Genomic DNA, 23,744 nt, shown 5'->3' on the forward strand with positions numbered 1-23,744 from the left:
CGCCTACGGGGTTGCGGTGACAAACTCGCTGACGTTGTCCAGCACCGGTGCCAGCCAGCGCAGCGGCCGTGAAAGCGCCGCCACCAGCGTCACGTGACTGGTGCGCGAAAAGTACAGTTCCTGCACCGGCACCTGCGCCTCGCGCAGTGCATTGGCCAGGCCGCCTGTGTTTCGGGTCGGATTGACCAACGTATCCGTCGCGGCCGCCATCAATAACGTCGGCGGCGACGCGTGGCTGACATGACGAATCGGCTGCGACTCGGGCGGTGAGTCCGGATAGAAAAATACCGGCCTGACGGCCTCATCCTTGATCGGCAAAAAGTCGTATGGCCCAGCCAGACCAATCCAGCCGCGGACATTGGCCGGGCTCAGGCCTACCGCCTTCAACCATTGCGCATCGAGGGCCAGCATCGCGACGTTGTAGGCCCCGGCGCTGTGGCCCATCAAGTACAGACGCTGGGGATTGCCGCCGTACTCGCCAATGTGCCGATACGTCCAGCCCACCGCCTGCGCGCCGTCCACCAGAAACTCCGGATATCGCACCTGTGGATAAAGCCGGTAATCGGCAATCACCGTGGTGATCCCCCGCGAAGCCAGGGCTTCGCCCACAAACAGATAGTCACTGCGCGAGCCGCTGTTCCAGCTGCCGCCATAGAAGAACACCACCACCGGCGCGCCGGGTGCAGGCTGCTTGGGGCGGTAGATATCGAGGGTTTGCCGTGGGTCTGCGCCGTAGGCAATGTCGCTGGTTTTGTCGAAGCTGCTGGTGGGTGTCAGGCCGTTGATGACCCGCACCGGTGAGCAGGCGCTGAGCAGCCAGCCCATCAGTCCCGCACAGGCCAGCCCGATGACGCGTTTGAAGGTATTGGACATGCCTGCGACCTCTGGGCAAAAAAAAACGCTGACCCCTGCAATGCACAGGTCAGCGTAGTTCAGTCAGCGAGGACTATGTCGGGCAATCAGTGGCTCGACAGGTACGACGAACGGGTCAGGCCAAGACGCAGCGCGTCCAGATACTGGGTACGCTCCTTGACGCTGATGTTGGCGCTGGCCACTTTGTCGCGGTAGTGGTTCATCAGCTCTTCGGGCGACAAGTGCACGTAGCGCAGCATGTCTTCGATGGTGTCGTGGGTCTCGATACCGGCGTGATAAACGCTGCCGTCTTCGTTCTGGTAGATGTTCACCGAATCGGTGTCACCAAACAGGTTGTGCATGTCACCCAGGATTTCCTGGTAAGCGCCCACCAGGAAGATACCCAGCAGGTAGTCTTCGCCTTCGTTCAGCCCGTGAACCGGCAGGCTGGTTTCGATGCTCTGCTCGTCGACGTATTGCTTGATCTTGCCGTCGGAGTCGCAGGTCAGGTCTTGCAGCACGGCGCGACGCAGCGGCTCTTCGTTGAGACGGTGCAGCGGCAGGATCGGCAGGACCTGGCCAATCGCCCAGGTGTCCGGCAGGCTCTGGAACACCGAGAAGTTGCAGATGTACTTGTCGGCCAGCTTGTCGTTGAGTTCGTCCAGCACCTGACGGTGGGAACGCTGACGCGCTTTGAGCGAGTTGTGCAGGCGACGGCATACGGCGAAGTAGCACTGCTCGGCCAGGGCTTTTTCAGCCAGGTTGATTTTGCCGTCGGCGTACTGGGCAGCGATGTCGCTCATGTAGTGCGTGGCACGCCAGTAGGTTTCGGTGACCATTTCAATGTCGGTCGGACCCAGCAGGTCAACCAGCCATTGCACGGTCTCGGGCAGGCTTTCCTTGTTCTCGATCACCGGCACGTCGTCGTTGTGTTTCTCGACGTCGGTCACTTGCACCACCAGCATGGCGTGGTGCGCAGTCAGGGAACGGCCGCTCTCGGAGAAAATGTGCGGATGCGGCAGGCTCTGCGCGTCGCAGAACTCTTTGAGCATGCCCACTACCACACCGGCGTAATCGTCCATGTCGTAGTTGATCGAGCTGGCGTTGCGCGAGTGCGTACCGTCGTAGTCCACGCCCAGACCGCCGCCCACGTCGATGTGGTCAACCGGCAGGCCCAGGTTGCGCAGTTCGCCGTAGTAACGAATCGCTTCCTTGAAGCCGTGCTGGTAGTCCGCCAGGTTGGCGATCTGCGAGCCCATATGGAAGTGCAACAGGCGGATGCCCTGATCCAGGCCGGCCACACGGAAACGCTCAACCACCGACAGCAATTGCGCGGCAGACAAACCAAACTTGGATTTCTCGCCGCCCGTGTCAGCCCACTTGCTCGATGCCAGGGACGACAGACGTACGCGCAGACCCACCTGAGGTTTGACCTTCAGCGAGGCCGCTTCTTCGATCACCAGGTCTACTTCGGATTCTTTCTCGATCACGATAAAGACGTTGTGACCCAGCTTCTGGCCCATCAGTGCCAGACGGATGAACTCGCGGTCCTTGTAACCGTTGCAGACGATGGTGCCGCCCTTGGGGGCCAGCGCCAGCACGGCCAGCAGCTCAGGCTTGGAGCCGGCTTCAAGGCCAATGGACACATCTTTGGTGGCGATGATGTTTTCGATCACCGCTTCTTGCTGGTTTACCTTGATCGGGTACAGCGCGGTGTACTTGCTCTGGTATTCCAGGCGCTCGATATTGGCATCGAAAGCGCCGGTCAACTGGCGTACACGGTCTTGCAGGATATCCGGGAACCGCACCAGCAACGGCAAGGACAAGCCACTGTTTTTGCGCAATTCGTCGACCTGCTCGTACAGATCGATGGGCGAGCTGTTCGGGCCGTTCGGACGGACTTCTACGCGACCGGCTTCATTGATCGCGAAATACCCGGCCCCCCAATGGCGAATCCCATAAACGCTGCGGCTGTCCGCAACTGTCCATTGGCTGCCATCGTCTTTGCGTGTGCGTCGTACGGACATCGAAGTCCCCTATAAATAAGTCAAATAGCCCAGCCTGAAAGCAGGCTGGCGCAGTCTAAAGTGTGAACGTGACGATTAGTCAGACCCTGACAACAGCGCCGAGTTTAGAAACCCGTGATAACAGGCTCTGTGAAAACCATGGCAAGCACAATCTGGCCAGCCCTTCAGAGGCGCCAGATCGGCTGTGCGGTGGTTTTCACAGAGGCTGCTAGCCGCCGGATTTCTTGGCTTTGAACCCGTGCTTGATCAACTCGCCAAGCAACAGTTCGACGTGATCGCCCTGGATTTCGATGATGCCGTCTTTCAACGCACCACCGGTGCCACAGCGTTTTTTCAACGTCGTGGCCAGTTCCTTGAGCGCGTCTTCAGCCAGCGGCACGCCGGTGATGGTGGTCACCGTCTTGCCGCCACGGCCTTTGCTTTCGCGACGCACGCGGGCAATGCCATCACCTTCGGGGATCAGGGTTTGTTTGCAGGTACAGGCGTCCACCGGCTGGCGACAGTCCGGACAGTGACGACCTGCGTCGGTGGAAAATACCAGGCCACCAAGGGCGGCGAAGGATGCGGCTTTTTTGGCCACCGGCAATCCTCATTCGGAGGACAAATAATTGGCCGGTGCATGACGCTGTTGCGCCAAGGGATACCGACCGCGAAGCCCCACTCTGGCAGGGGCAGCGCAACTCAGGCGGGAAAACCGCCTGAGCCTGAAAAAGGTCGCGCAGTGTAACGACAAAATCGCTGCTGCCCAATAGCCAATCGGCGGCATTTTTTAAAGCGCCAGCCACGAACTTGTGGGAGCGGGCTTGCTCGCGACGGGATCGCAGCGGTGCAACTGAAAAACCGGGTCGCCTGAATCGCGAGCAAGCCCGCTCCCACAGGGGAAATCAACGTCAGCTCTGGGCCAGATAACGCTTGAGCGCATCCAGTGAGTCTGGGCAGTAGTCCAGGTGCGTACTCAAGCGCAGTGCCTCGTGCACCGGCATGAAGCAGGCCTGCTGAACTTCTTCGGGCTGCACCTGCAAGGGGCCATCCCACACCGCCGAAAACACCGCGCACCACAGGTGGTTCTGCGGGCCTTCGAAGTAAAACCGCTCATGGGCCGTCAGCGCCACGCCACTGACCCCAAGCTCCTCGGCCAGTTCCCGGGCAGCCGACTCGGCGTAGGTTTCGTCCACACCCACCATTCCACCTGCCGCCACATCCCAAAAACCCGGGTACAGCGCTTTGCTGAGGGTGCGCTGATGCACGCACAGTTCCCCGGCAGAATTGAATAAAAGGATGAACGTACCGCGACCGATCAGGCCCCGCTCGCGCAATTCATGGCGCGCCAGGGCGCCCAGCAAGCAATCATCGCGATCGACCCAGGCAACTTGCTCGACATCAGAGGCCGCACGGTGTGCGGCCTCCAAAGCTGAAATAGCCATCGCTTAGCCTTGGGACAGCAATTGACGAAGGTCCATGACCGCCGCGTTGGCGCGGGAAATATAGTTGGCCATGACCAGCGAGTGGTTAGCCAGGACGCCATAGCCGCTGCCATTGAGGATCATGGGGCTCCAGACCGGTTCCTGAGCCGCTTCCAGCTCGCGAATGATCTGGCGCACGCTCACCGTGGCGTTCTTTTTGGCCAGCACGTCGGCGAAGTCAACTTCGATGGCACGCAGCAAGTGCGATAAGGCCCAGGCTTGACCCCGCGCTTCGTAGAACACGTTGTCGATCTGCATCCACGGCGTTTCGACCACTTCTTCGTCAACCACCGGCACCTGGCCCGGCTGCAGAGATTCGGTCTTCAGTGCGCTATTGAGCTTTACCCGCCCGACACTGGCCGACAGGCGTTGCGACAGCGAACCCAGACGGGTCCCTACATCACCCAGCCAGTTGTTGAGGTTATCGGCACGTGCATAGAACAGTGCATTTTTCTGATTCGGATCAGACAGGCGCGCCTGATAGCGGCTCAGGGAGTTGATGCCTTCCTGGTATTCGGATTCGCTGGACGGCAGCATCCAGCTCTTGTTGTCAAAGTTGAAGCGCGGCTCGGCCTTGGCCAGATCCGCATCTTCGGCCGATTGCGATTGCGAGCGTGCGAAGTCTTTGCGCAGGGCGCGGGTCAGGTCCCGTACCTGCACCAGAACGCCGTATTCCCAACTCGGGATATTGTCCAAAAAGATGCCCGGTGGAAGACGGTCATTGGACAGATACCCGCCCGGCTTGTTGAGCAACGTACCGGCCACGGTCTTGAGGGTTTCGACGGTGGTGAAGCCCGGCACCATCTGTTTGCCTTCTTTCTCGGCCGCCAGCTGGGCGTTTTGTTGCACAGGGAACAGGTCCGGTTCCTGGCTCCAGTACCAGCCAAGCCCCAGGTTCACCACCACGAAAATCGCCACGAGCACGGCGATGGAGCGGCTCAGCAGAATGCTTTTGAAATAGCCACGCGACTGTGTTTTCGTCTCTTTGACCGATTCGCGGGCACTGCCCTCACGTTTTTTCCAGTCCAGCATGGCTATGTCCTTTCATCTGCTTGATTCAACGGTTCGACCATAACCCTAACCCATCGTGCCTTGGGTGCACGCTTTTAAATCGGGGCCGGGCTTCCTGCCGTATCGCAGGGGCCATTTACGCCCGGCACTATAGAACAAGCACGCGGGCGATGGGCAAAATGGCTACCCACCCGTTAATTTCAAGTAGAAACTCGTACATTTGAAACGAGCTGCTAGCATAGAGCCACCATTCCATTTCAGCATGCTCACTTACCAGCAGCCAGGATATGACAGAGCTAGAAGACCCCAGTCGCGAACGCCTGAAACACCACTTTGCCCAGCGGGTCACCCACCAGGCACGTCAGCTCCTTGAGCTGTGGCAGCGTTTACAAGCCAATGAATGGTCACCCGCAAGCCTGGCCGAACTCGACGACGCCAACCTGCGCCTGTTGCGTTTTGCCAAGCGCTTTGAACAACCGGAGCACACCGAACTGGCTCGGGCGATCAACGTTGCGTTGCAAGACATGGCCGCCAATCAAAGTCGCCTGAGCAGCCAGCTCATCACCGAGCTCAACCGTTTGATGCAGCGCCTGTCGCGCACCGGCCTGCGCCAGGGCGACGTAGACGCCAACATCCGCCTGCCGCCGCTGCGCAAGCCTGTGTATATCTTGCTGCAGGATCTGGAGCGGGCGGACCGCCTGGCCAGGCAACTGGAGTTTTTTGAACTCAGCGTCCAGGCCTTCAGCAACCCGATGAGCTTTCGCCACGCCATGGCCGAGCGCCATCCGGCCGCGATTGTGATGGACGTTGATTTCGGCGGTCCGGGCCTTGGCCTGGAACTGGCCGCCGAAGCCCAGGTAGGCCTTGAGCAAAAACTGCCGCTGCTGTTTTTCAGCCTGCATGAAACCGACACCCCGACGCGCCTGGCCGCCGTGCGCGCAGGGGGGCAAGCGTTTATGACCGGCACCCTCGAAGCGTCCATCCTGATGGAAAAGGTCGAAGTGCTGACCTGTGTCGCTCAGTACGAACCTTACAAAGTGCTGATCATTGACGACTCCCGGGCCCAGACGTTGCTTACCGAGCGCCTGCTCAACAGCGCGGGAATTGTCACCCGCACCCTGACCGATCCGATTCAGACCATGGCCCAGCTTGCAGACTTCCAGCCGGACCTGATCATCCTCGACATGTACATGCCCAGCTGTACGGGCACCGAACTGGCCAAGGTCATCCGCCACAACGATCGCTATGTGAGTGTGCCCATCATTTATCTGTCAGCCGAAGACGACATGGACAAGCAACTCGACGCCATGAGCGAAGGCGGCGATGACTTCCTGACCAAACCCATCCAGCCGCGCCATCTGATTACCACCGTACGCAATCGGGCCGCCCGTGCCCGCCACCTCAAGGCGCGCATGGTGCGCGACAGCCTGACCGGTCTGTATAACCACACCCATATCCTGCAACTGCTCGAAGACTGCACCTTTCGCGCGCGCCGTGAAAATCGTCCATTGAGCTTTGCGATGCTCGACCTGGACCACTTCAAACACGTCAACGATGGCTACGGCCACCCAATGGGCGATCGGGTGATTAAAAGCCTGGCGCTGTTTCTCAAGCAGCGCCTGCGTAAAACCGACTTTATTGGCCGATACGGCGGCGAAGAGTTTGCGATTGTGATGCCCGATACGGACCAAGAGTCGGCTTACAAGGTGCTCAATCAGATTCGCCAACGTTTTTCGGAGATTCACTACCCCGCCCAGCCGACCGATCTGTCGTGCTCGTTCAGCGCCGGCGTGGTGCAAATGCAGGACGAGGCTGACAGCCTGCTGATGGCCTCACAGGCAGACGAAGCCCTTTACCGGGCCAAGAACAGCGGCCGCAATCAGGTGCAGCGCTTCACCCAGACAAGGCCAATTGCCACTATTTGCTCGTAACCCCTGTTTTCCGTCATACCGCTGTAACTTAAGTGCAATAACTTCTGCCGCTTCTGACTGTGTTGTAGGCAAAATCCCACATGCGCCTGAAGCTGCTAACCAATCTCAACACACTGTTGCTGGTCGCCGTGTGCCTCGCCCTTGGCGCAACCTTGTGGTGGTCACAACAGGCACTGGAACGGCCCTTCCTGTTGATGGAGCGCTACCTGAGCCTCTCGCAGCAGTTCCAGAATAAGGTGGCACGCAATATCGAGGACTACCTGGCCAGCGGCGATGCCCTGCGTCTGAGCGATGCCAACAGCGCCCTCGACACGCTCAAGGACGAACTCAAGCCATTACCTGTGGCGCTGGCCGATGCGCTGCGCCCCAGCCTTGAAGACCTGAGCACCTACAGCAATACCCAGTTGCTGGCTGCCGGCAAATTGGCCGGTGATCCCCAGGCCTTGCTGCTGCAAGCCGAACGCGAGCTGGGCGCCAGCCTCGAACAACTCAGCCAGTACGCCAGCGATGCCGCCTCACCCGAGGCCCGCGCCTACCTGCCCTGGTTGCTTGGCGCCTCGCAACATTTGGCCAAGCTGTCTCTTGCTCGCGACAAGCTGGTCAGTAGCGGGCGCAGTGAGCTGGCGGGCGACGTGGCGCGTGAGCTGGACGGCATTGAGCGCCAGGTCCGGCAAATCGACGCCTTGCCCCTGCTGGGGGTCAGCAGCAAAAGCGCTTCGGACACCGACGACTTTGCCGCGATGATGGGACTGGAATCCACCGCCACAACCCAGGCCGAAGACGCCGGAATTGGCCTCAAGCGCGAACTCAACAGCCTGCTGAGCCGCTACCCGGCGGAGCTCAAGCGCACCCGGAACCAGATAGAACAACGCGCTCAACTCAGCGCCGCCACCCACCTGAAACTCGATGCAGTGCAGCAGGCCATCGCCGGGCTGGAGCCGGTGGTGCGCGCCGAACACGGGCAGATCCAGAACGAAGTGCGGTTGATTCAGGGACTGATGATTGGCCTGATCCTGCTGATTGCGCTGCTGATCGACACCCTGCAACGCAAACTGGCGCGGGTGCTGACGTACTTGGCCCCGCTGCTTTCGACATGGGCCGAGGGTGACTTCAGCCGCGACATTCAGCTGGGCAAAACCAACCGGGAATTGCGCGACATCGAATCATCACTCAACCGGCTGCGCAGCTATCTGGTGAATCTGGTGGGCACCCTGCGCCTGAATGCCGAGCAGGTGGCCGGCAGCAGCCAGACCCTGGCCGAACTGAGCACGGGCCTGCACAGCGGCGCACAACGCCAGGCAGGTGATACCGCGCAAATCCGCGACGCACTGGGCGAGCTGGAGGCCACCATTTCTCAGGTGGCTGGCGATGCCAGCCAGGCCGCCGACGCCAGCCGCAGCGCGGGGCTGGCCGTGGCACAAGGGCAACGGGTGATCGGCCAGAGCCTGACCGGGCTGCACGCCCTGGTGGGAGAAGTGCAAGGCAATGCGCAGACCATCGAACGTCTTGCAGAAGAATCGGCCACCATCGGCGGGGTTCTGACCGTGATTCGCTCCATTGCGGACCAGACCAATCTGCTGGCGCTCAACGCCGCCATCGAGGCTGCCCGCGCCGGTGAAATGGGCCGTGGCTTTGCGGTGGTCGCCGAAGAGGTGCGTTCCCTGGCGCAACGTACTGCGGGTGCGACCAACGAAATACAGGTACTCATTGGCGGGCTGCAACTGGCCGCCCGCCAATCGGTCGAGGGCATCCGTGCGCAAGTGACCCACGCCCAGGCCACCGCCCAGCAAGCCCAGGACGCGGACGGTGCGCTGGATGAGATTGTCGGGGCGATTGCAACCATCTCAGACACCGCCGTGCGCATTGCCGACGTCACGGCACAACAAACGGGCGCCGTCAGCGAGATTCGCGATCACAGCGAGCGCATTCACGTGCTGGGGGACGAAAACCTGCAACGCATCGGCATTGCCCGCGACCAGAGCCAGCAACTACTGACCCTGGGCTCAGAACTCAACACCGCGGTGCAGGCGTTTCGGGTGTAACCCGCCCCCCTTGTGGGAGCGGGCTTGCTCGCGATGCAGACGACTCGGTCTACCTGCATGACTACGGTGCTGCAATCGCGAGCAAGCCCGCTCCCACACCCCCACATACCCATGCACCGCGCTATCATGCCCGCACGTTCGACTTGCGAGATTCCTATGCGCCGCCTGTTTCTGCTTCTGTGTTTGCTGTTTGCCGTGCCCGCCCTGGGCGCGGGGTTACTGGATAACCGACCCAGTGCGACCCTGGGTGCAATCAATAACAGCAGCGACTTTTTGCCGGTTCGCGAAGCGTTCAAGCTCAACCTGATCAGCAGTACACCCGAGTCGATAAAGCTGCGCTTTGTCCCCACCGAAGGCTACTACCTGTATCGGCACAAGTTCGCCTTCAAGACCGAACCCGCCGACATCGCCCTGGGCGCCGCGCAACTGCCTCCCGGCGAAGCAAAACACGACGAATACTTTGGCAACGTCGAGGTCTATCACGGCATTCTCGATGTGGATATCCCGCGCCCGGCCAACGATTCGCGCCCTTTCACCCTCGTGGTTACCTACCAGGGCTGCGCCGACAAGGGCCTGTGCTACCCGCCTGAAACCGAGCGACTGACCATCGAGGGCACCGCCCCCCCTGCCACCGGCCAACCCGAAAAATCGTGGAACTGGCGCGAGCTGGCTCTGTTTTTCCTCGCCGGTATTGGCCTGACATTCACCCCCTGCGTCTTGCCGATGCTGCCGATTCTGTCCGGCGTGGTCTTGCGGGGCCAGGTCGGCGGCTTGCGCGGTTTCAGCCTGTCACTGGCCTACGTGCTGCCGATGGCCGCGTGCTTTGCCTTGCTGGGCGCCCTGATGGGCCTGTTCGGGGCTCAGCTCAATCTGCAGGCACGCCTGCAATCGGTGTGGGTGCTGGTGCCATTCGCTCTGTTTTTCGGGGTTTTTGCCCTCGCGATGTTTGGCGTGTTTGAGCTGAAATTGCCGCAAGCCATCAGCAATCGCCTCGATCGCGTGGCCAATCGCACTCAGGGTGGTTCGCTGTGGGGAGCCGCCGTGCTGGGCGTGGTTTCCAGCCTGCTGGTGTCACCTTGCGTGTCGGCTCCGCTGGCCGGGGCCTTGCTCTATATCAGTGCCAGTGGCGATGCGCTGGGGGGTGGCCTGAAGCTGTTCGCCCTCGGCCTGGGCATGGGCGCGCCGCTGCTGCTGGTCGCCACCGGTGGCGCGGCCTGGCTGCCGAAAAGCGGGCCTTGGCTGGTCAATGTGAAAAACGCCATTGGCGTGCTGCTGCTCGGCCTGGCCATTGGCTTGCTCAGCCGCGTATTGCCGGGGCCCGTGACTTTGCTTCTGATCGGTGCGCTGGCGGCGGGTGTGAGCGTGTTTCTCGGCACCCTGGAATTTACCGCTAAAGCCCCGCGCCAGCGTCTGGCCCAGTTACTCGGGCTGTTTTTGCTGGTCTATGGACTGGCCTGCTGGTACGGCGCCCTGAGCGGTCAAAGTGATCCGTTCAACCCCATCGGCCAGTCGCAATCCGCAAACACGGCAGTGACCGCCAGCGCCCAACCGGCCGACCAGTGGCTGACCGTCAGCACCCCGGCCGAACTGGACAGCGCACTGGCTCAGGCCAAGGCCGCTGGTCAGCCCCTGTTGCTGGACTGGTACGCCGACTGGTGCATCAGCTGCAAAGTGATCGAGCACGAAGTGTTGAACAACCCCCGCGTGGTCGATCTGCTCAAGGGTTATCGGCTGGTGCGTTTCGATATCACTGCCAGCAATGCCGAGCAACGTGCCCTGCTCGATCACTACTCATTGTTCGGCCCGCCAGCGCTGATGTTCTTCGGAAAAAACGGCGCCGAAAAAAGTGACCAGCGGGTCATCGGCGAGATCAATGCCGCAGACTTCGCCGAACGTGTCGCTATCGCGAATGACCAGATCTAGAGCGCCAGTCACAAACTTTTCGCGAACATCGGTCATCGTGCTGGCTATTGCAGTTAACTGGACAGCGAATCCGCTTTTCGGCATAGTCGCCCGGCACTGACAACTGCACATAGATAATAAGGAACAGCAGATGGCGACTTTTCTGGTACTGCACGGCCCCAACCTGAACCTGCTTGGCACCCGCGAGCCGGGCGTCTACGGCGCAACTACCCTGGCGCAAATCAATCAGGATCTGGAACAGAGAGCCCGTGATGCCGGCCACCATTTGCTCTACCTGCAAAGCAATGCCGAGTATGAATTGATCGACCGCGTACACGCTGCCCGCAACGAAGGCGTGGACTTTATTCTGATCAACCCGGCTGCTTTTACCCACACCAGCGTGGCATTACGTGACGCGCTGCTGGCGGTGAGCATCCCATTCATCGAAGTGCATTTGTCTAACGTGCACAAACGCGAACCTTTCCGCCATCACTCCTACTTCTCCGACGTTGCGGTAGGTGTGATCTGCGGCCTTGGCGCCAGCGGTTATCGACTGGCCTTGGAGGCCGCCCTGGAACAGCTTGAACTACAAGCTAAACGCCCCTGACAGACCCATTGGGAGTTGACGATTCATGGATATCCGTAAAGTTAAGAAGCTGATCGAACTGCTGGAAGAGTCCGGCATCGACGAGCTGGAAATTAAAGAAGGCGAAGAGTCCGTACGCATCAGCCGTCACAGCAAGACTCCAGCTCAGCAGTTCTACGCACCGGCACCAATGCAACAAGCTCCAGCCGCGGCTCCCGTTGCTGTTGCTCCGGTTGCCACCGTGACCGAAGCGCCTGCTGCACCAAAACTGAACGGTTTTGTGGTCAAGTCGCCAATGGTCGGTACGTTCTACCGCACCCCGGCTCCAACCTCGCCTGCCTTCGTTGAAGTTGGCCAGACCGTCAAGGTTGGCGACACCATTTGCATCGTTGAAGCGATGAAAATGATGAACCACATCACGGCTGAAAAAGCCGGCGTTATCGAATCCATCCTGGTCGAGAACGGTCAGCCGGTTGAGTTCGACCAACCGCTGTTCACCATCGTTTGAACCGCGGGGAGCCAACGATGCTGAAGCCTCAGAAGCTGGAAAAAGTCCTGATCGCCAACCGTGGCGAGATTGCTTTGCGCATCCTGCGGGCGTGCAAGGAAATGGGGATCAAGACCGTCGCGGTGTACTCCACCGCCGACAAAGAGCTGATGCACCTGGGTCTGGCAGACGAAACCGTCTGCATCGGCCCGGCACCGGCCAACCTGTCTTACCTGCACATTCCGGCCATCATCGCGGCCGCTGAAGTGACCGGCGCCACGGCGATTCACCCGGGCTACGGCTTTTTGGCTGAAAACGCCGATTTCGCCGAGCAAGTCGAGAAATCCGGCTTTGCCTTCATCGGCCCGAAAGCCGACACCATTCGCCTGATGGGCGACAAGGTTTCGGCCAAGCACGCCATGATCGCTGCAGGCGTACCTACGGTTCCAGGTTCTGACGGCCCGTTGCCTGAAGACGAAGAAACCGCACTGCGCATCGGCCGTGAAGTCGGCTACCCGGTGATCATCAAGGCAGCAGGCGGCGGCGGTGGCCGTGGCATGCGCGTTGTACACCGTGAAGAAGACCTGATCGAAGCTGCCAAGCAGACCCGCGAAGAAGCCGGCGCCTGGTTCAGCAACCCGATGGTCTACCTCGAAAAATACCTGACCAACCCACGTCACGTGGAAGTTCAGGTCATTTCCGATGGCCAGGGTAACGCGATCCACCTGGGCGACCGCGATTGCTCGCTGCAACGTCGTCACCAGAAAGTGCTGGAAGAAGCACCGGCACCGGGCATCGACGAAACCGCACGCGCTGAAGTTCTGGCTCGCTGCGTAAAAGCCTGTGTCGACATCAACTACCGTGGCGCGGGCACTTTCGAGTTCCTGTACGAAAACGGCCGTTTCTACTTCATCGAGATGAACACTCGTGTGCAAGTAGAGCACCCGGTGTCTGAAATGGTCACTGGCATCGACATCCTGAAAGAGATGTTGAGCATCGCAGCCGGTAACAAGCTGTCCTTCACCCAGGCTGACGTGAACATTCACGGTCACTCGCTGGAGTGCCGGATCAACGCTGAAGACCCTGCGACGTTCATGCCGAGCCCTGGCATGGTCAAGCACTTCCACGCTCCGGGCGGCAACGGCGTTCGCGTCGATTCGCACCTGTACAGCGGCTACAAGGTTCCGTCCAACTACGACTCCCTGATCGGCAAGCTGATCACCTGGGGTTCGACCCGTGACGAAGCCATGGCGCGCATGCGCAATGCCCTGGACGAAATCGTGGTCGACGGTATCAAGACCAACATCCCGCTGCACCGCGACCTGGTGAATGACGAAGGCTTCTGCAAAGGCGGCGTCAACATTCACTACCTGGAACACAAACTGGCTAACCAGTAAGTTTGTCATCCGATCAACAAAGCCGCTTTCGAGCGGCTTTGTTGTTTCTGAGTTTGCAATACCTGTAGTCGCTGACGAGGTACGAGGCTGCGATGGGGTGCGCAGCGGCCCCAACCGGTGGTCCTGCGGCTCACATCGCAGCCTCGTACCTCGTCAGCGACTACAACCGCAGCCGTGATCGCTTTTCATCGTTTTTGATTACCCCCCTGCCTGCCCGCTCGCGTAAACTTGCGCGCTTCTCGCAGCCCGACCGGCTGCACACTTCTATTTTTCAAAGGTGCCCGCCATGCCTTGGCTGCAAGTACGCCTCGCCATCAGCCCGGAACAAGCCGAAACCTACGAAGACGCGTTCCTCGAAGTCGGTGCCGTTTCTGTGACGTTCATGGACGCCGAAGATCAACCGATTTTCGAACCTGAACTCAACACCACCCCCCTGTGGTCGCACACCCATTTGCTGGCATTGTTCGAAGGCGGCACCGAAGCCGACCTCGTGCTGTCCCATCTGGAACTGCTCACCGGCTCGCCACTGCCTGAGCACCACGCCGAAGTCATCGAAGACCAGGACTGGGAGCGCAGCTGGATGGACAACTTCCATCCGATGCGCTTCGGCCAGCGCCTGTGGATCGTGCCAAGCTGGCACGCAGCCCCGGAACCTGATGCGGTCAACCTGCTGCTCGATCCGGGCCTGGCGTTCGGCACCGGCACCCACCCGACCACCGCACTGTGCCTGGAATGGCTCGACGGCCAGGATTTGAAAGACTGCAACGTGCTGGACTTCGGCTGCGGCTCGGGGATTCTGGCCATTGCCGCCCTGCTGCTGGGCGCCAGGGAAGCCATCGGCACCGATATCGACGTGCAGGCGCTGGAAGCCTCCCGCGATAACGCCGGGCGCAACAATGTCGCCGAAGCACTGTTCCCGTTGTATCTGCCTGAAGACCTGCCACAGGTTCAGGCCGACGTGGTGGTTGCCAACATCCTGGCAGGCCCGCTGGTATCCCTCGCCCCGCAATTGTCGAGCCTGGTCAAGCCGGGTGGTCGCCTGGCACTGTCGGGCATCCTCGCCGAACAGGGCGAAGAAGTGGCTGCGGCGTACGCCAAGGACTTCGATCTGGATCCGATTGCCAATCGCGATGGCTGGGTGCGCATCAGTGGCCGTCGGCGCTAGAATGCACGCCTGCTCAATCCGGATGGCCGCATGAACGATAGCTTCGTTACCCAGTGCCCACATTGCCAAACCAGCTTTCGCGTGCGCCACGCCCAATTGGGCATGGCTCGCGGAGTGGTGCGCTGCGGCGCCTGCCTGCAAGTGTTCAATGCCGCACAGCAACTGCTGAACCAGAGCACTGACACAGAGCAGCCGCCCGCCGTGGTGACACCTGCCGTTGCCGCGCCCGAAGTCATCGAGCCGACACCCGTCCAGGCCCCTGCCACACCTGTGCCGGCCAGCCCGGCACCGTGGCAGGCCAACGCGATGGACCTCGACCATCTGGATCTGGACGAAGAGCTGGCCAAGCTCGAAGAGCGTGAAATACAGCCCAGCAAAAGCTTCGGCCAGCCCCACACGCCCAAAAGCAGCTCACTGAGTGCTCGTCGCGAAAGCAATGACGCTGAAGAAAACGAATGGTCTGACAGCCTGTTCAGTGAATCTGCAGCCGACCGCGCCGAGACGGCCAAGGATGCCGAAAAGGCCGTAGAGCTCGCCAAGACAGGGCGTACCGAACCGTCAGTGTCATTGGACCTCGACGAACCGGACGACACACCGCCGCTCCAGCTTTCGCTGGACGACGACCTTGAGCCGCCGTTGCCGGGCGAGCGCCTGTCGGCGACCGATGACGATGACGACGAGCTCCCTGAACCTGCACCGGTCAGCAAAGACAAGCGCAAGCGCAGCGAGCCAGCCATGCGCGAAGATCCGTTGATGGATCTGGTCGACGATCCGCTGCACCTGGACTGGCAGAAGCGCCGTACCCCCTGGGGCAAGCGCCTGCTCTGGACCTTGCTGGTATTGCTGGCCGCGGCGGCATTGGCCGGGCAGTACATTGCCAACCACTTCGACGAGCTGGCACGCCAGGATCAATACCGTCCGATCTTCCAGCAACTGTGCCCGCAGATCGGCTGCACGGTGCCGTCCAAAGTCGATATCGACCGCATCAAAAGCAGCAATCTGGTGGTGCGCAGCCATCCCGAGTTCACCGGAGCGCTGGTGGTGGATGCCATCCTCTACAACCGCGCACCGTTCTCCCAGCCCTTCCCGTTACTGGAACTGCGTTTTGCCGACCTGAACGGCAAAATGATTGCCAGTCGTCGGTTTAAACCCGGCGAATACCTGACCGGGGATTTGTCAAAAGCCGAAATGCCCCCGCAAACCCCCATCCATATTGCGCTGGACATCCTCGACCCGGGTCCCAAGGCCGTGAACTACAGCCTGAGTTTTCACTCGCCCGAATAACCGCGCTACGCTTTGAGTGACAAACCGCAAGCGGCAAGTGCCGGGCTCTTCGCCCCCCACTTGCCGCTTGCGGTTTGTGTCTTGCGGCTAATTGTTCAAAATTCATCCAATTGCGTCTTTAACCAGTCATCGAGAGCGGGTATCATGCCAACCCTTTTTCGAACTCCCAAGATCCGGCCCCACAACAGGGAAGTCCTATGTCGGCGGTACGCATCGGCCCATATACATTGCACAACGGTTTGATTCTCGCCCCTATGGCGGGTGTCACCGACCAGCCCTTTCGTCAGCTTTGTCGACGGATGGGTGCAGGCCTGGTTGTTTCGGAAATGGTCACCAGTGACATGAGTCTCTGGAACAGCCGCAAATCGCGCCTGCGCATGATTCACGACGGTGATCCCGAGCCGCGCTCGGTACAGATCGCCGGCGGTGACGCGCAAATGCTGGCAGACGCCGCCAGGGCCAATGTGGAACTGGGCGCACAGATAATTGACATCAACATGGGTTGCCCGGCAAAAAAGGTCTGCAACAAGGCCGCCGGCTCCGCGTTGCTAAAAGATGAAGCACTGGTAAACGAGATCCTGCAGGCCGTCGTGGCTGCGGTTGATGTGCCGGTTACCCTGAAGATCCGTACCGGCTGGGACCGGGACAACAAGAACGGCATTACGGTGGCAAAGATCGCCGAACAGGCCGGCATTACCGCTCTGGCGGTGCACGGCAGAACCCGTGCCGACCTGTACACCGGCGAAGCCGAGTACGACACCATTGCCGCGATCAAGCAGGCGGTGTCGATACCGGTCTTTGCCAACGGCGACATTGATTCACCCCACAAGGCCCTGCACGTGTTGAACGCGACCGGGGCTGACGGACTATTGATAGGCAGGGCGGCTCAAGGGCGGCCCTGGATTTTCCGCGAAATTGATCACTTTCTGCGCACCGGGCAACTGATGCCGGCACCGCAATTGAGTGAAGTGGAACGTATTCTGCTAGAGCATCTGACTGCATTGCATACCTTCTATGGGGAGGTGCTGGGCGTACGCATTGCCCGCAAGCATGTCGGCTGGTATCTGGCAACCTTGCCGGGCGCCAAGGAGTTTCGCGCCCACTTCAATCGTTTAGAAGATACGGAAGCACAATGCGCCAACGTTCAGGCGTTTTTCGCCGAACGACACAAGAGCCTGGTAACAGGGGACGAAGGATGGGTGGCCGCATGACGATGATGACCGAGACATTAGTGAGTGGAACAACGCCCGTGAGCGACAACGTCAACTTGAAACAGCACCTCAATACACCGAGCGAAGAAGGCCAGACCCTTCGCGGGAGTGTCGAAAAGGCGCTGCACAATTATTTCGCCCACCTGGAGGGCGCTGAAGTCACGGACGTCTACAACCTGGTACTTTCCGAAGTCGAGGCTCCCCTTCTCGAGTGCGTCATGAACTACGTCAAGGGCAACCAGACCAAGGCCTCCGAGCTGCTGGGCCTCAATCGCGGCACCTTGCGCAAAAAGCTCAAACAGTACGATCTGCTGTAAGCATTCAATCAAACCTGAAAGGCGTCCTGATAAAACAGGCCGCCTTTTTTGCTGACTCCTTTGCTTTTGATGGAAATCGAGATGACCGATCAGACTACCCGCCTGCCGATCCGCCGCGCTCTAATCAGCGTTTCCGACAAAACCGGAATCCTTGATTTCGCCCGTGAACTGGAAGCCCTCGGCGTCGAGATCCTGTCCACTGGCGGTACGTTCAAGCTGCTGCAAGACAACGGCGTAGCCGCCGTTGAAGTGGCGGACTACACCGGCTTTGCAGAAATGATGGACGGTCGGGTGAAAACCCTGCACCCGAAAATCCACGGTGGCATTCTGGGCCGTCGCGGCATCGACGACGACATCATGAGCGAGCACGGCATCAAGCCGATCGACCTGGTAGCCGTTAACCTCTACCCGTTCGAAGCCACCATCTCCAAGCCAGGCTGCGACCTGCCGACCGCCATCGAGAACATCGACATCGGCGGCCCGACCATGGTCCGTTCGGCTGCAAAAAACCACAAAGACGTGGCCATCGTGGTCAATGCCAGCGATTACGCCAACGTTCTGGAAAACCTCAAGGCCGGTGGCCTGACCTACGCACAGCGTTTCGACCTGATGCTCAAGGCGTTTGAACACACCGCTGCCTACGACGGCATGATCGCCAACTACCTGGGCACCGTGAACCAGGCCGCTGAAGTACTGAGCACCGAAGACCGCGGCCTGTTCCCGCGCACCTTCAACAGCCAGTTCATCAAGGCCCAGGAAATGCGCTACGGCGAGAACCCGCACCAGAAAGCGGCGTTCTACGTTGAAGCCAAGCCGACCGAAGTCAGCATCGCGACGGCAACCCAGCTGCAAGGCAAGGAACTGTCGTTCAACAACGTGGCCGACACCGACGCCGCGCTGGAATGCGTAAAAAGCTTCGTCAAACCGGCTTGCGTGATCGTCAAGCACGCCAACCCGTGCGGCGTAGCCGTGAGCCCGGACGCTGAAGGCGGCATCCGCCAGGCTTACGAACTGGCTTACGCCACGGATACCGAATCGGCGTTCGGCGGCATCATCGCCTTCAACCGTGAACTGGACGCCGAAACGGCCAAGGCCATTGTTGAGCGTCAGTTCGTTGAAGTGATCATCGCCCCGTCCGTGAGCGAGGAAGCCCGCGCCATCGTCGCGGCCAAAGCCAACGTGCGCCTGCTGGCCTGCGGCCAGTGGAGCGAAGATCGCGCCCCGGCCTGGGACTTCAAGCGCGTCAATGGCGGCCTGCTGGTTCAAAGCCGTGACATCGAGATGATCGGCAGCGAAGACCTGAAAGTCGTGACCAAGCGCGCACCGACCGAGCAAGAGATCAACGACCTGATCTTCGCCTGGAAAGTAGCCAAGTACGTGAAGTCCAACGCCATCGTCTACGCCAAGGGCCGTCAGACCATCGGTGTCGGCGCGGGCCAGATGAGCCGCGTAAACTCGGCCCGTATTGCCGCGATCAAGGCTGAGCACGCCGGTCTGCAAGTACAGGGTGCCGTCATGGCATCGGACGCCTTCTTCCCGTTCCGTGACGGCATCGACAACGCGGCCAAGGCCGGTATCACTGCGGTGATCCAGCCGGGCGGCTCGATGCGTGACAACGAAGTGATTGCAGCTGCAGACGAAGCCGGTATTGCCATGGTGTTCACCGGCATGCGCCACTTCCGTCACTAATCACTTTTGAGCGCACCGCAACCCTGTAGTCGCTGCCGAAGGCTGCGATGGGATTTGCAGGGAGCCTGAGATAACGGGTTGCTTCGCAACCCTTCGCAGCCTTCGGCAGCGACTACAGGCTCAGGTTGCGGTGCTCACCAGAATTCAGCGTCATCCGAGGTTTTTGAAATGAATGTTTTGATCATTGGCAGCGGTGGCCGCGAACACGCACTGGCCTGGAAAGTAGCTCAGGACCCACGTGTCGCTAAAGTATTCGTTGCCCCGGGCAACGCCGGCACCGCCATTGAAGCCAAATGCGAGAACGTCGCCATCGACGTGCTGGCCCTTGAGCAACTGGCAGATTTCGCCGAGAAGAATGTCTCCCTGACCATCGTGGGTCCGGAAGTACCCCTGGTAGCCGGTGTTGTGGATCTGTTCCGCGCCCGTGGCCTGGACTGCTTCGGCCCTACCGCCGGCGCTGCTCAGCTGGAAGGCTCCAAGGCGTTCACCAAGGACTTCCTGGCACGCCACAAGATCCCGACCGCCGATTACCAGAATTTCACTGAAATCGAACCGGCTCTGGCTTACCTGCAGAAAGTCGGCGCGCCGATCGTGATCAAGGCCGACGGCCTGGCCGCAGGTAAAGGCGTGATCGTCGCCATGACCCTGACCGAAGCCGAAGACGCCGTACGCGACATGCTCGCAGGCAACGCCTTTGGCGAAGCCGGTTCACGGGTCGTGATCGAAGAGTTCCTCGACGGCGAAGAAGCCAGCTTCATCGTGATGGTCGACGGCAAGAACGTTCTGCCAATGGCCACCAGCCAGGACCACAAACGTGTTGGCGATGGCGACACCGGCCCGAACACCGGCGGCATGGGCGCTTACTCCCCTGCCCCGGTCGTGACCGCCGACGTTCACCAGCGCGTGATGGATCTGGTGATCTGGCCTACCGTGCGCGGCATGGCTGACGAAGGCAACGTTTACACCGGCTTCCTGTACGCAGGCCTGATGATCGACAAAGCCGGCAACCCGAAAGTCATCGAGTTCAACTGCCGCTTCGGCGACCCTGAAACCCAACCGGTGATGCTGCGTCTGCAATCGAGCCTGGTGCTGCTGGTTGAGGCCGCACTGGCCCAGGCGCTGGACAAGGTTGAAGCGCAATGGGATCCGCGCCCAAGCCTGGGCATCGTCCTGGCGGCCGGTGGCTACCCTGGCGATTACGCCAAGGGCACGGTCATCCACGGTCTGGATGCCGCGGCCAAGCTGGAAGGCAAGGTTTTCCATGCAGGTACGGCACTTAATCAAGCCGGTGAAGTCGTAACCTCGGGTGGCCGTGTACTGTGCGCAACCGCAATGGGTGACACCGTTGAAGCGGCGCAACACCAGGCCTACGAACTGGCCAAGGCCATCGAGTGGGAAGGTTGCTTCTACCGTAACGATATTGGCTACCGAGCCATTGCACGCGAACGCGGTGACGACCAGGAATAAGCAATCCACATAGATAGGCGGGGGCTGTCGGCCCTTGCCTAACTATTCCAGGCCCGCGCATAGTTATCATCTGGCTTCACTTTACGAAGGGATTTCGCCGTGCGCTGGCTCAGGATCGCCATAGCTTTTACCATCACGTTGCTGGGCTCTGTGCTCGGCATGATGCCTGTGCAGGCTGCATCAGGTACCAGCTGGTCTGTATTGCCAGACCCTCAGGCTACCCTGCAACTGAGTGATGTGCGCTCACCCCGGCTATCCAGCCAGTTCAGCCCTGTCGAACTCGACCGAATTGCCGCTGCAGAACCCGGCGAAGCCCTGTGGCTGCGGGTACACCTGCAACCCGACAAGCATGAACAGATCCTGCGGGTATTCGCCCCCGATCTGGCAAACCTCGACATGTATGTCTTCGATGATCAAAAACTGATCAGCCAGACCAACACCGGCACGGCATTGCCCATCAACAGCAAGCCTGTGCCCAGCAGCGACTACCTGCTGCCCCTGCCCCAAAGCTCACAACCTCTGGATGTCTACCTGCGCATGGTCTCGGACCATCAGTTGCGCCCCCACATTACCCTCGACACTGCCGTCATGCTGGCTGCCAACCAGACCAAGCCCTTGCTCTATGGCTTGCTGCTGGGCTGCATGGCGATGCTGTTGCTGCACAACCTTATTCGCTTCGCCTACAGCCGTTCGCCCAGCAGCCTGTGGCTGGCCATCTGTGAAATCCTGCTGATGGCCAGTTCGGCGCTGTTCCTGAACCTGCTGGACCCCTGGCTCCCTGACTGGCACGCCATTCAGACCCCCGGCGCGTACCTGACGCTGCTGCTGACAGCCCCTTGCGGGCTGATGTTTACCTACAGCTTTTTCTCGACCCGTGGTGCTCACCGGCTGCACAAGCTGCTGCTGCTGGACATCCTGATCATCGGCCTCGGCGGCCTGTTGCTCCTGTTTATCGATAATCTGCCGCTGAACGTGATGACCTACGCCCTGGTCGGACTGGCAAGCGTCAGCATCCTGGCCGTCTCGGTCTACCACTGGCAAAAGGGCTATCGGCCCGCGCGCATGTTTGTCATGGCGATGGTGATTTTCAACATCGGCACCCTGGTGATTCTCCCAGCGTTGCTGGGTTTGACCCTTATCGCGCCGCAGGAGCTGGTCCTGTCCCTGATGGTGATCATCTGCATCAGCGGGTTGTTGATGAGCATCGCCCTGAGCGAGCGCAACCGCAGCATTACCCAGGCCCAATTCAGTATTAGCCGCGAGCTGGCCGCCAGTACTGCCGAAGTGAATGCCAAGGCCGAGTTTCTGGCCAAGATCAGCCATGAAATCCGCACCCCCATGAACGGGGTACTGGGCATGACCGAGCTACTGTTGGGCACGCCGCTGTCGGTCAAGCAACGGGACTACGTCCAGACCATCCACAGTGCGGGTAACGAACTGCTGACACTGATTAACGAAATTCTCGATATTTCCAAGCTCGAATCGGGGCAAATCGAGCTTGATGACGTGCAATTCGATCTCAATGCCCTGATCGAAGACTGCCTGAGTATTTTTCGCACCAAGGCCGAACAGCAGAACGTCGAACTCATCAGTTTTATCCAGCCACAAGTGCCACGGGTCATCAGCGGTGACCCTACGCGCTTGCGCCAAACACTGCTGAGCCTGCTCGAAAGCTCCCTGAAAAAGACTGACGAGGGCGAGATCCTCATCGTTGTCGCACTGGAGGAACGCAGTGGCCCGCCGCGACTGCGCATTGCCATTCAGGACTCTGGCCAGCCGATGGATGAACAGGAGCGTGATGCCCTGTTGCATGCCGAATTGCACAGCAAGAACTTCCTCGCCGCGACCCGTCTGGGGGGCCATCTGGGCCTGGTGATCGCTCGCCAGCTGATCATGTTGATGGGCGGTGAATTCGGCATAAAGCCCGGACAAACCACCGGCAGCAACCTGTGGCTGACACTGCCCCTGGACCCGCAACACCTTGAGCACCCGACTTCCGACCTGGACAGCCCGCTCAAGGGCGCACGGGTGCTGGTGGTCGACGACAATGACACCTGCCGCAAAGTACTGGTGCAGCAATGTTGCGCCTGGGGTTTGAATGTCAGTGCTGCGGCATCGGGCAAGGAAGCCCTGGCCTTGCTGCGCACCAAGGCCCACTTGCGTGATTACTTCGACATTGTGCTGCTGGACCAGAACATGCCCGGCATGACCGGCATGCAACTGGCCGCCAAAATCAAGGAAGACCCGAGCCTGAACCACGACATCCTGCTGGTCATGCTTACGGGGATCAGCAACGCGCCGAGCAAGATCATTGCGCGCAACTGCGGGATCAAACGCATCCTCGCCAAACCGGTGGCCGGCTACACCCTCAAAACCACCCTGGCCGATGAGCTGACCCAACGCAACAAGGGCCATGCCACCGCGCACACCACCGCCAACGGCCCCGCCGCCGTGCCAGTTTCAGTGCCCAGCGACTTTCGCATCCTGGTGGCCGAAGACAACAACATCTCCACCAAGGTCATTCGCGGCATGCTGGGCAAGCTCAACCTGAACCCGGACACCGCCTGCAACGGTGAAGAAGCACTCAAAGCCATGAAAGCCCGGCAATACGATCTGGTGCTGATGGACTGTGAAATGCCCGTGCTGGACGGTTTCTCGGCCACGGAGCAATTGCGCGCCTGGGAAGTCAGCCATCAGCGCATACGCACCCCGGTGGTCGCATTGACCGCGCACATCCTCACCGAACACAAGGAACGCGCCCGCCAGGCCGGCATGGACGGCCACATGTCCAAACCCGTAGAACTGTCGCAACTGCGAGAACTGGTGGAGTTTTGGGTTGAACAACGTGAGTTGCGTCAATCCACGGCACAACTGTCCTAACAGACAGCCGATCCCCTGATAGACTTTCGGGCG

The 23,744-nt window shown here is 60.2% G+C and carries 17 protein-coding genes and 1 pseudogene; 13 read left to right on the forward strand and 5 right to left on the reverse strand.

Annotated elements, in window-relative coordinates:
* Positions 1-3: 3 nt before the first annotated feature.
* From AACY07_RS10505 to AACY07_RS10525, 5 genes are all read right to left on the reverse strand, one after another.
* Positions 4-873, reverse strand: a complete 870-nt coding sequence (locus AACY07_RS10505; protein WP_339474727.1) for an alpha/beta hydrolase — start codon at positions 871-873, stop codon at positions 4-6.
* An 86-nt stretch (positions 874-959) separates the two neighbouring features.
* Complete coding sequence (gene speA, locus AACY07_RS10510) at positions 960-2,879, reverse strand: arginine decarboxylase (protein ID WP_133078778.1); 1,920 nt, start codon at positions 2,877-2,879, stop codon at positions 960-962.
* A gap of 208 nt (positions 2,880-3,087) precedes the next feature.
* On the reverse strand, positions 3,088-3,459 hold the full coding sequence (locus tag AACY07_RS10515; protein ID WP_019825846.1) for a translation initiation factor Sui1: 372 nt from the start codon (positions 3,457-3,459) through the stop codon (positions 3,088-3,090).
* Between the two features lie 310 nt (positions 3,460-3,769).
* On the reverse strand, positions 3,770-4,303 hold the full coding sequence (locus AACY07_RS10520; protein WP_339474728.1) for an NUDIX hydrolase: 534 nt from the start codon (positions 4,301-4,303) through the stop codon (positions 3,770-3,772).
* A 3-nt stretch (positions 4,304-4,306) separates the two neighbouring features.
* Positions 4,307-5,374, reverse strand: coding sequence for a DUF2333 family protein (locus tag AACY07_RS10525; RefSeq protein ID WP_133078776.1), 1,068 nt, complete (start codon positions 5,372-5,374; stop codon positions 4,307-4,309).
* Positions 5,375-5,640: 266 nt separating this feature from the next.
* On the opposite strand from AACY07_RS10525, the gene AACY07_RS10530 reads away from it, so the two are divergent.
* The 13 genes and pseudogenes from AACY07_RS10530 (at position 5,641) to AACY07_RS10590 (ending at position 23,711) form a co-directional block, all read left to right on the forward strand.
* A complete protein-coding gene (locus AACY07_RS10530) occupies positions 5,641-7,284 on the forward strand; it encodes a GGDEF domain-containing response regulator (RefSeq protein ID WP_339474730.1) in 1,644 nt (547 codons plus the stop codon).
* Between the two features lie 1,526 nt (positions 7,285-8,810).
* A pseudogene (locus tag AACY07_RS24290) lies at positions 8,811-9,326 on the forward strand (methyl-accepting chemotaxis protein); the annotation flags it as partial.
* 156 nt (positions 9,327-9,482) lie between these two features.
* Positions 9,483-11,249, forward strand: coding sequence for a protein-disulfide reductase DsbD (locus AACY07_RS10540; RefSeq protein WP_339474733.1), 1,767 nt, complete (start codon positions 9,483-9,485; stop codon positions 11,247-11,249).
* Between the two features lie 130 nt (positions 11,250-11,379).
* Positions 11,380-11,835 carry a type II 3-dehydroquinate dehydratase gene (gene aroQ / locus AACY07_RS10545; protein ID WP_048360251.1) on the forward strand — a complete coding sequence of 152 codons (456 nt, stop codon included), beginning with the start codon at positions 11,380-11,382 and terminating at the stop codon, positions 11,833-11,835.
* 25 nt (positions 11,836-11,860) lie between these two features.
* A complete protein-coding gene (accB, locus tag AACY07_RS10550) occupies positions 11,861-12,322 on the forward strand; it encodes an acetyl-CoA carboxylase biotin carboxyl carrier protein (RefSeq protein ID WP_019826877.1) in 462 nt (153 codons plus the stop codon).
* A gap of 17 nt (positions 12,323-12,339) precedes the next feature.
* Positions 12,340-13,698 carry an acetyl-CoA carboxylase biotin carboxylase subunit gene (gene accC / locus AACY07_RS10555; RefSeq protein ID WP_133078772.1) on the forward strand — a complete coding sequence of 453 codons (1,359 nt, stop codon included), beginning with the start codon at positions 12,340-12,342 and terminating at the stop codon, positions 13,696-13,698.
* 286 nt (positions 13,699-13,984) lie between these two features.
* Positions 13,985-14,863: a 50S ribosomal protein L11 methyltransferase gene (gene prmA, locus AACY07_RS10560; protein WP_133078771.1), complete on the forward strand. Its 879-nt coding sequence runs from the start codon at positions 13,985-13,987 to the stop codon at positions 14,861-14,863.
* Between the two features lie 30 nt (positions 14,864-14,893).
* Entirely contained in the window at positions 14,894-16,147 is a 1,254-nt protein-coding gene (locus AACY07_RS10565) for a DUF3426 domain-containing protein (RefSeq protein ID WP_339474734.1), read from the forward strand.
* Between the two features lie 197 nt (positions 16,148-16,344).
* Positions 16,345-17,358: a tRNA dihydrouridine synthase DusB gene (gene dusB, locus AACY07_RS10570; protein ID WP_133078769.1), complete on the forward strand. Its 1,014-nt coding sequence runs from the start codon at positions 16,345-16,347 to the stop codon at positions 17,356-17,358.
* Positions 17,355-17,675 (forward strand): DNA-binding transcriptional regulator Fis, encoded by a 321-nt coding sequence (gene fis, locus AACY07_RS10575; protein WP_003439210.1) that lies wholly within the window; start codon positions 17,355-17,357, stop codon positions 17,673-17,675. The genes dusB and fis overlap by 4 nt, the downstream gene beginning before the upstream one ends.
* Positions 17,676-17,756: 81 nt before the next feature.
* The gene (gene purH, locus AACY07_RS10580) at positions 17,757-19,364 is read left to right on the forward strand and encodes a bifunctional phosphoribosylaminoimidazolecarboxamide formyltransferase/IMP cyclohydrolase (RefSeq protein WP_133078768.1); all 1,608 of its coding nucleotides are present in this window, start codon (positions 17,757-17,759) and stop codon (positions 19,362-19,364) included.
* Between the two features lie 168 nt (positions 19,365-19,532).
* Positions 19,533-20,831, forward strand: a complete 1,299-nt coding sequence (gene purD / locus AACY07_RS10585) for a phosphoribosylamine--glycine ligase (RefSeq protein ID WP_339474735.1) — start codon at positions 19,533-19,535, stop codon at positions 20,829-20,831.
* A 99-nt stretch (positions 20,832-20,930) separates the two neighbouring features.
* On the forward strand, positions 20,931-23,711 hold the full coding sequence (locus tag AACY07_RS10590) for a hybrid sensor histidine kinase/response regulator (RefSeq protein ID WP_339474737.1): 2,781 nt from the start codon (positions 20,931-20,933) through the stop codon (positions 23,709-23,711).
* Positions 23,712-23,744: the final 33 nt, after the last annotated feature.

Source organism: Pseudomonas sp. RL_5y_Pfl2_69 (assembly GCF_963970465.1).
GTDB lineage: Bacteria > Pseudomonadota > Gammaproteobacteria > Pseudomonadales > Pseudomonadaceae > Aquipseudomonas.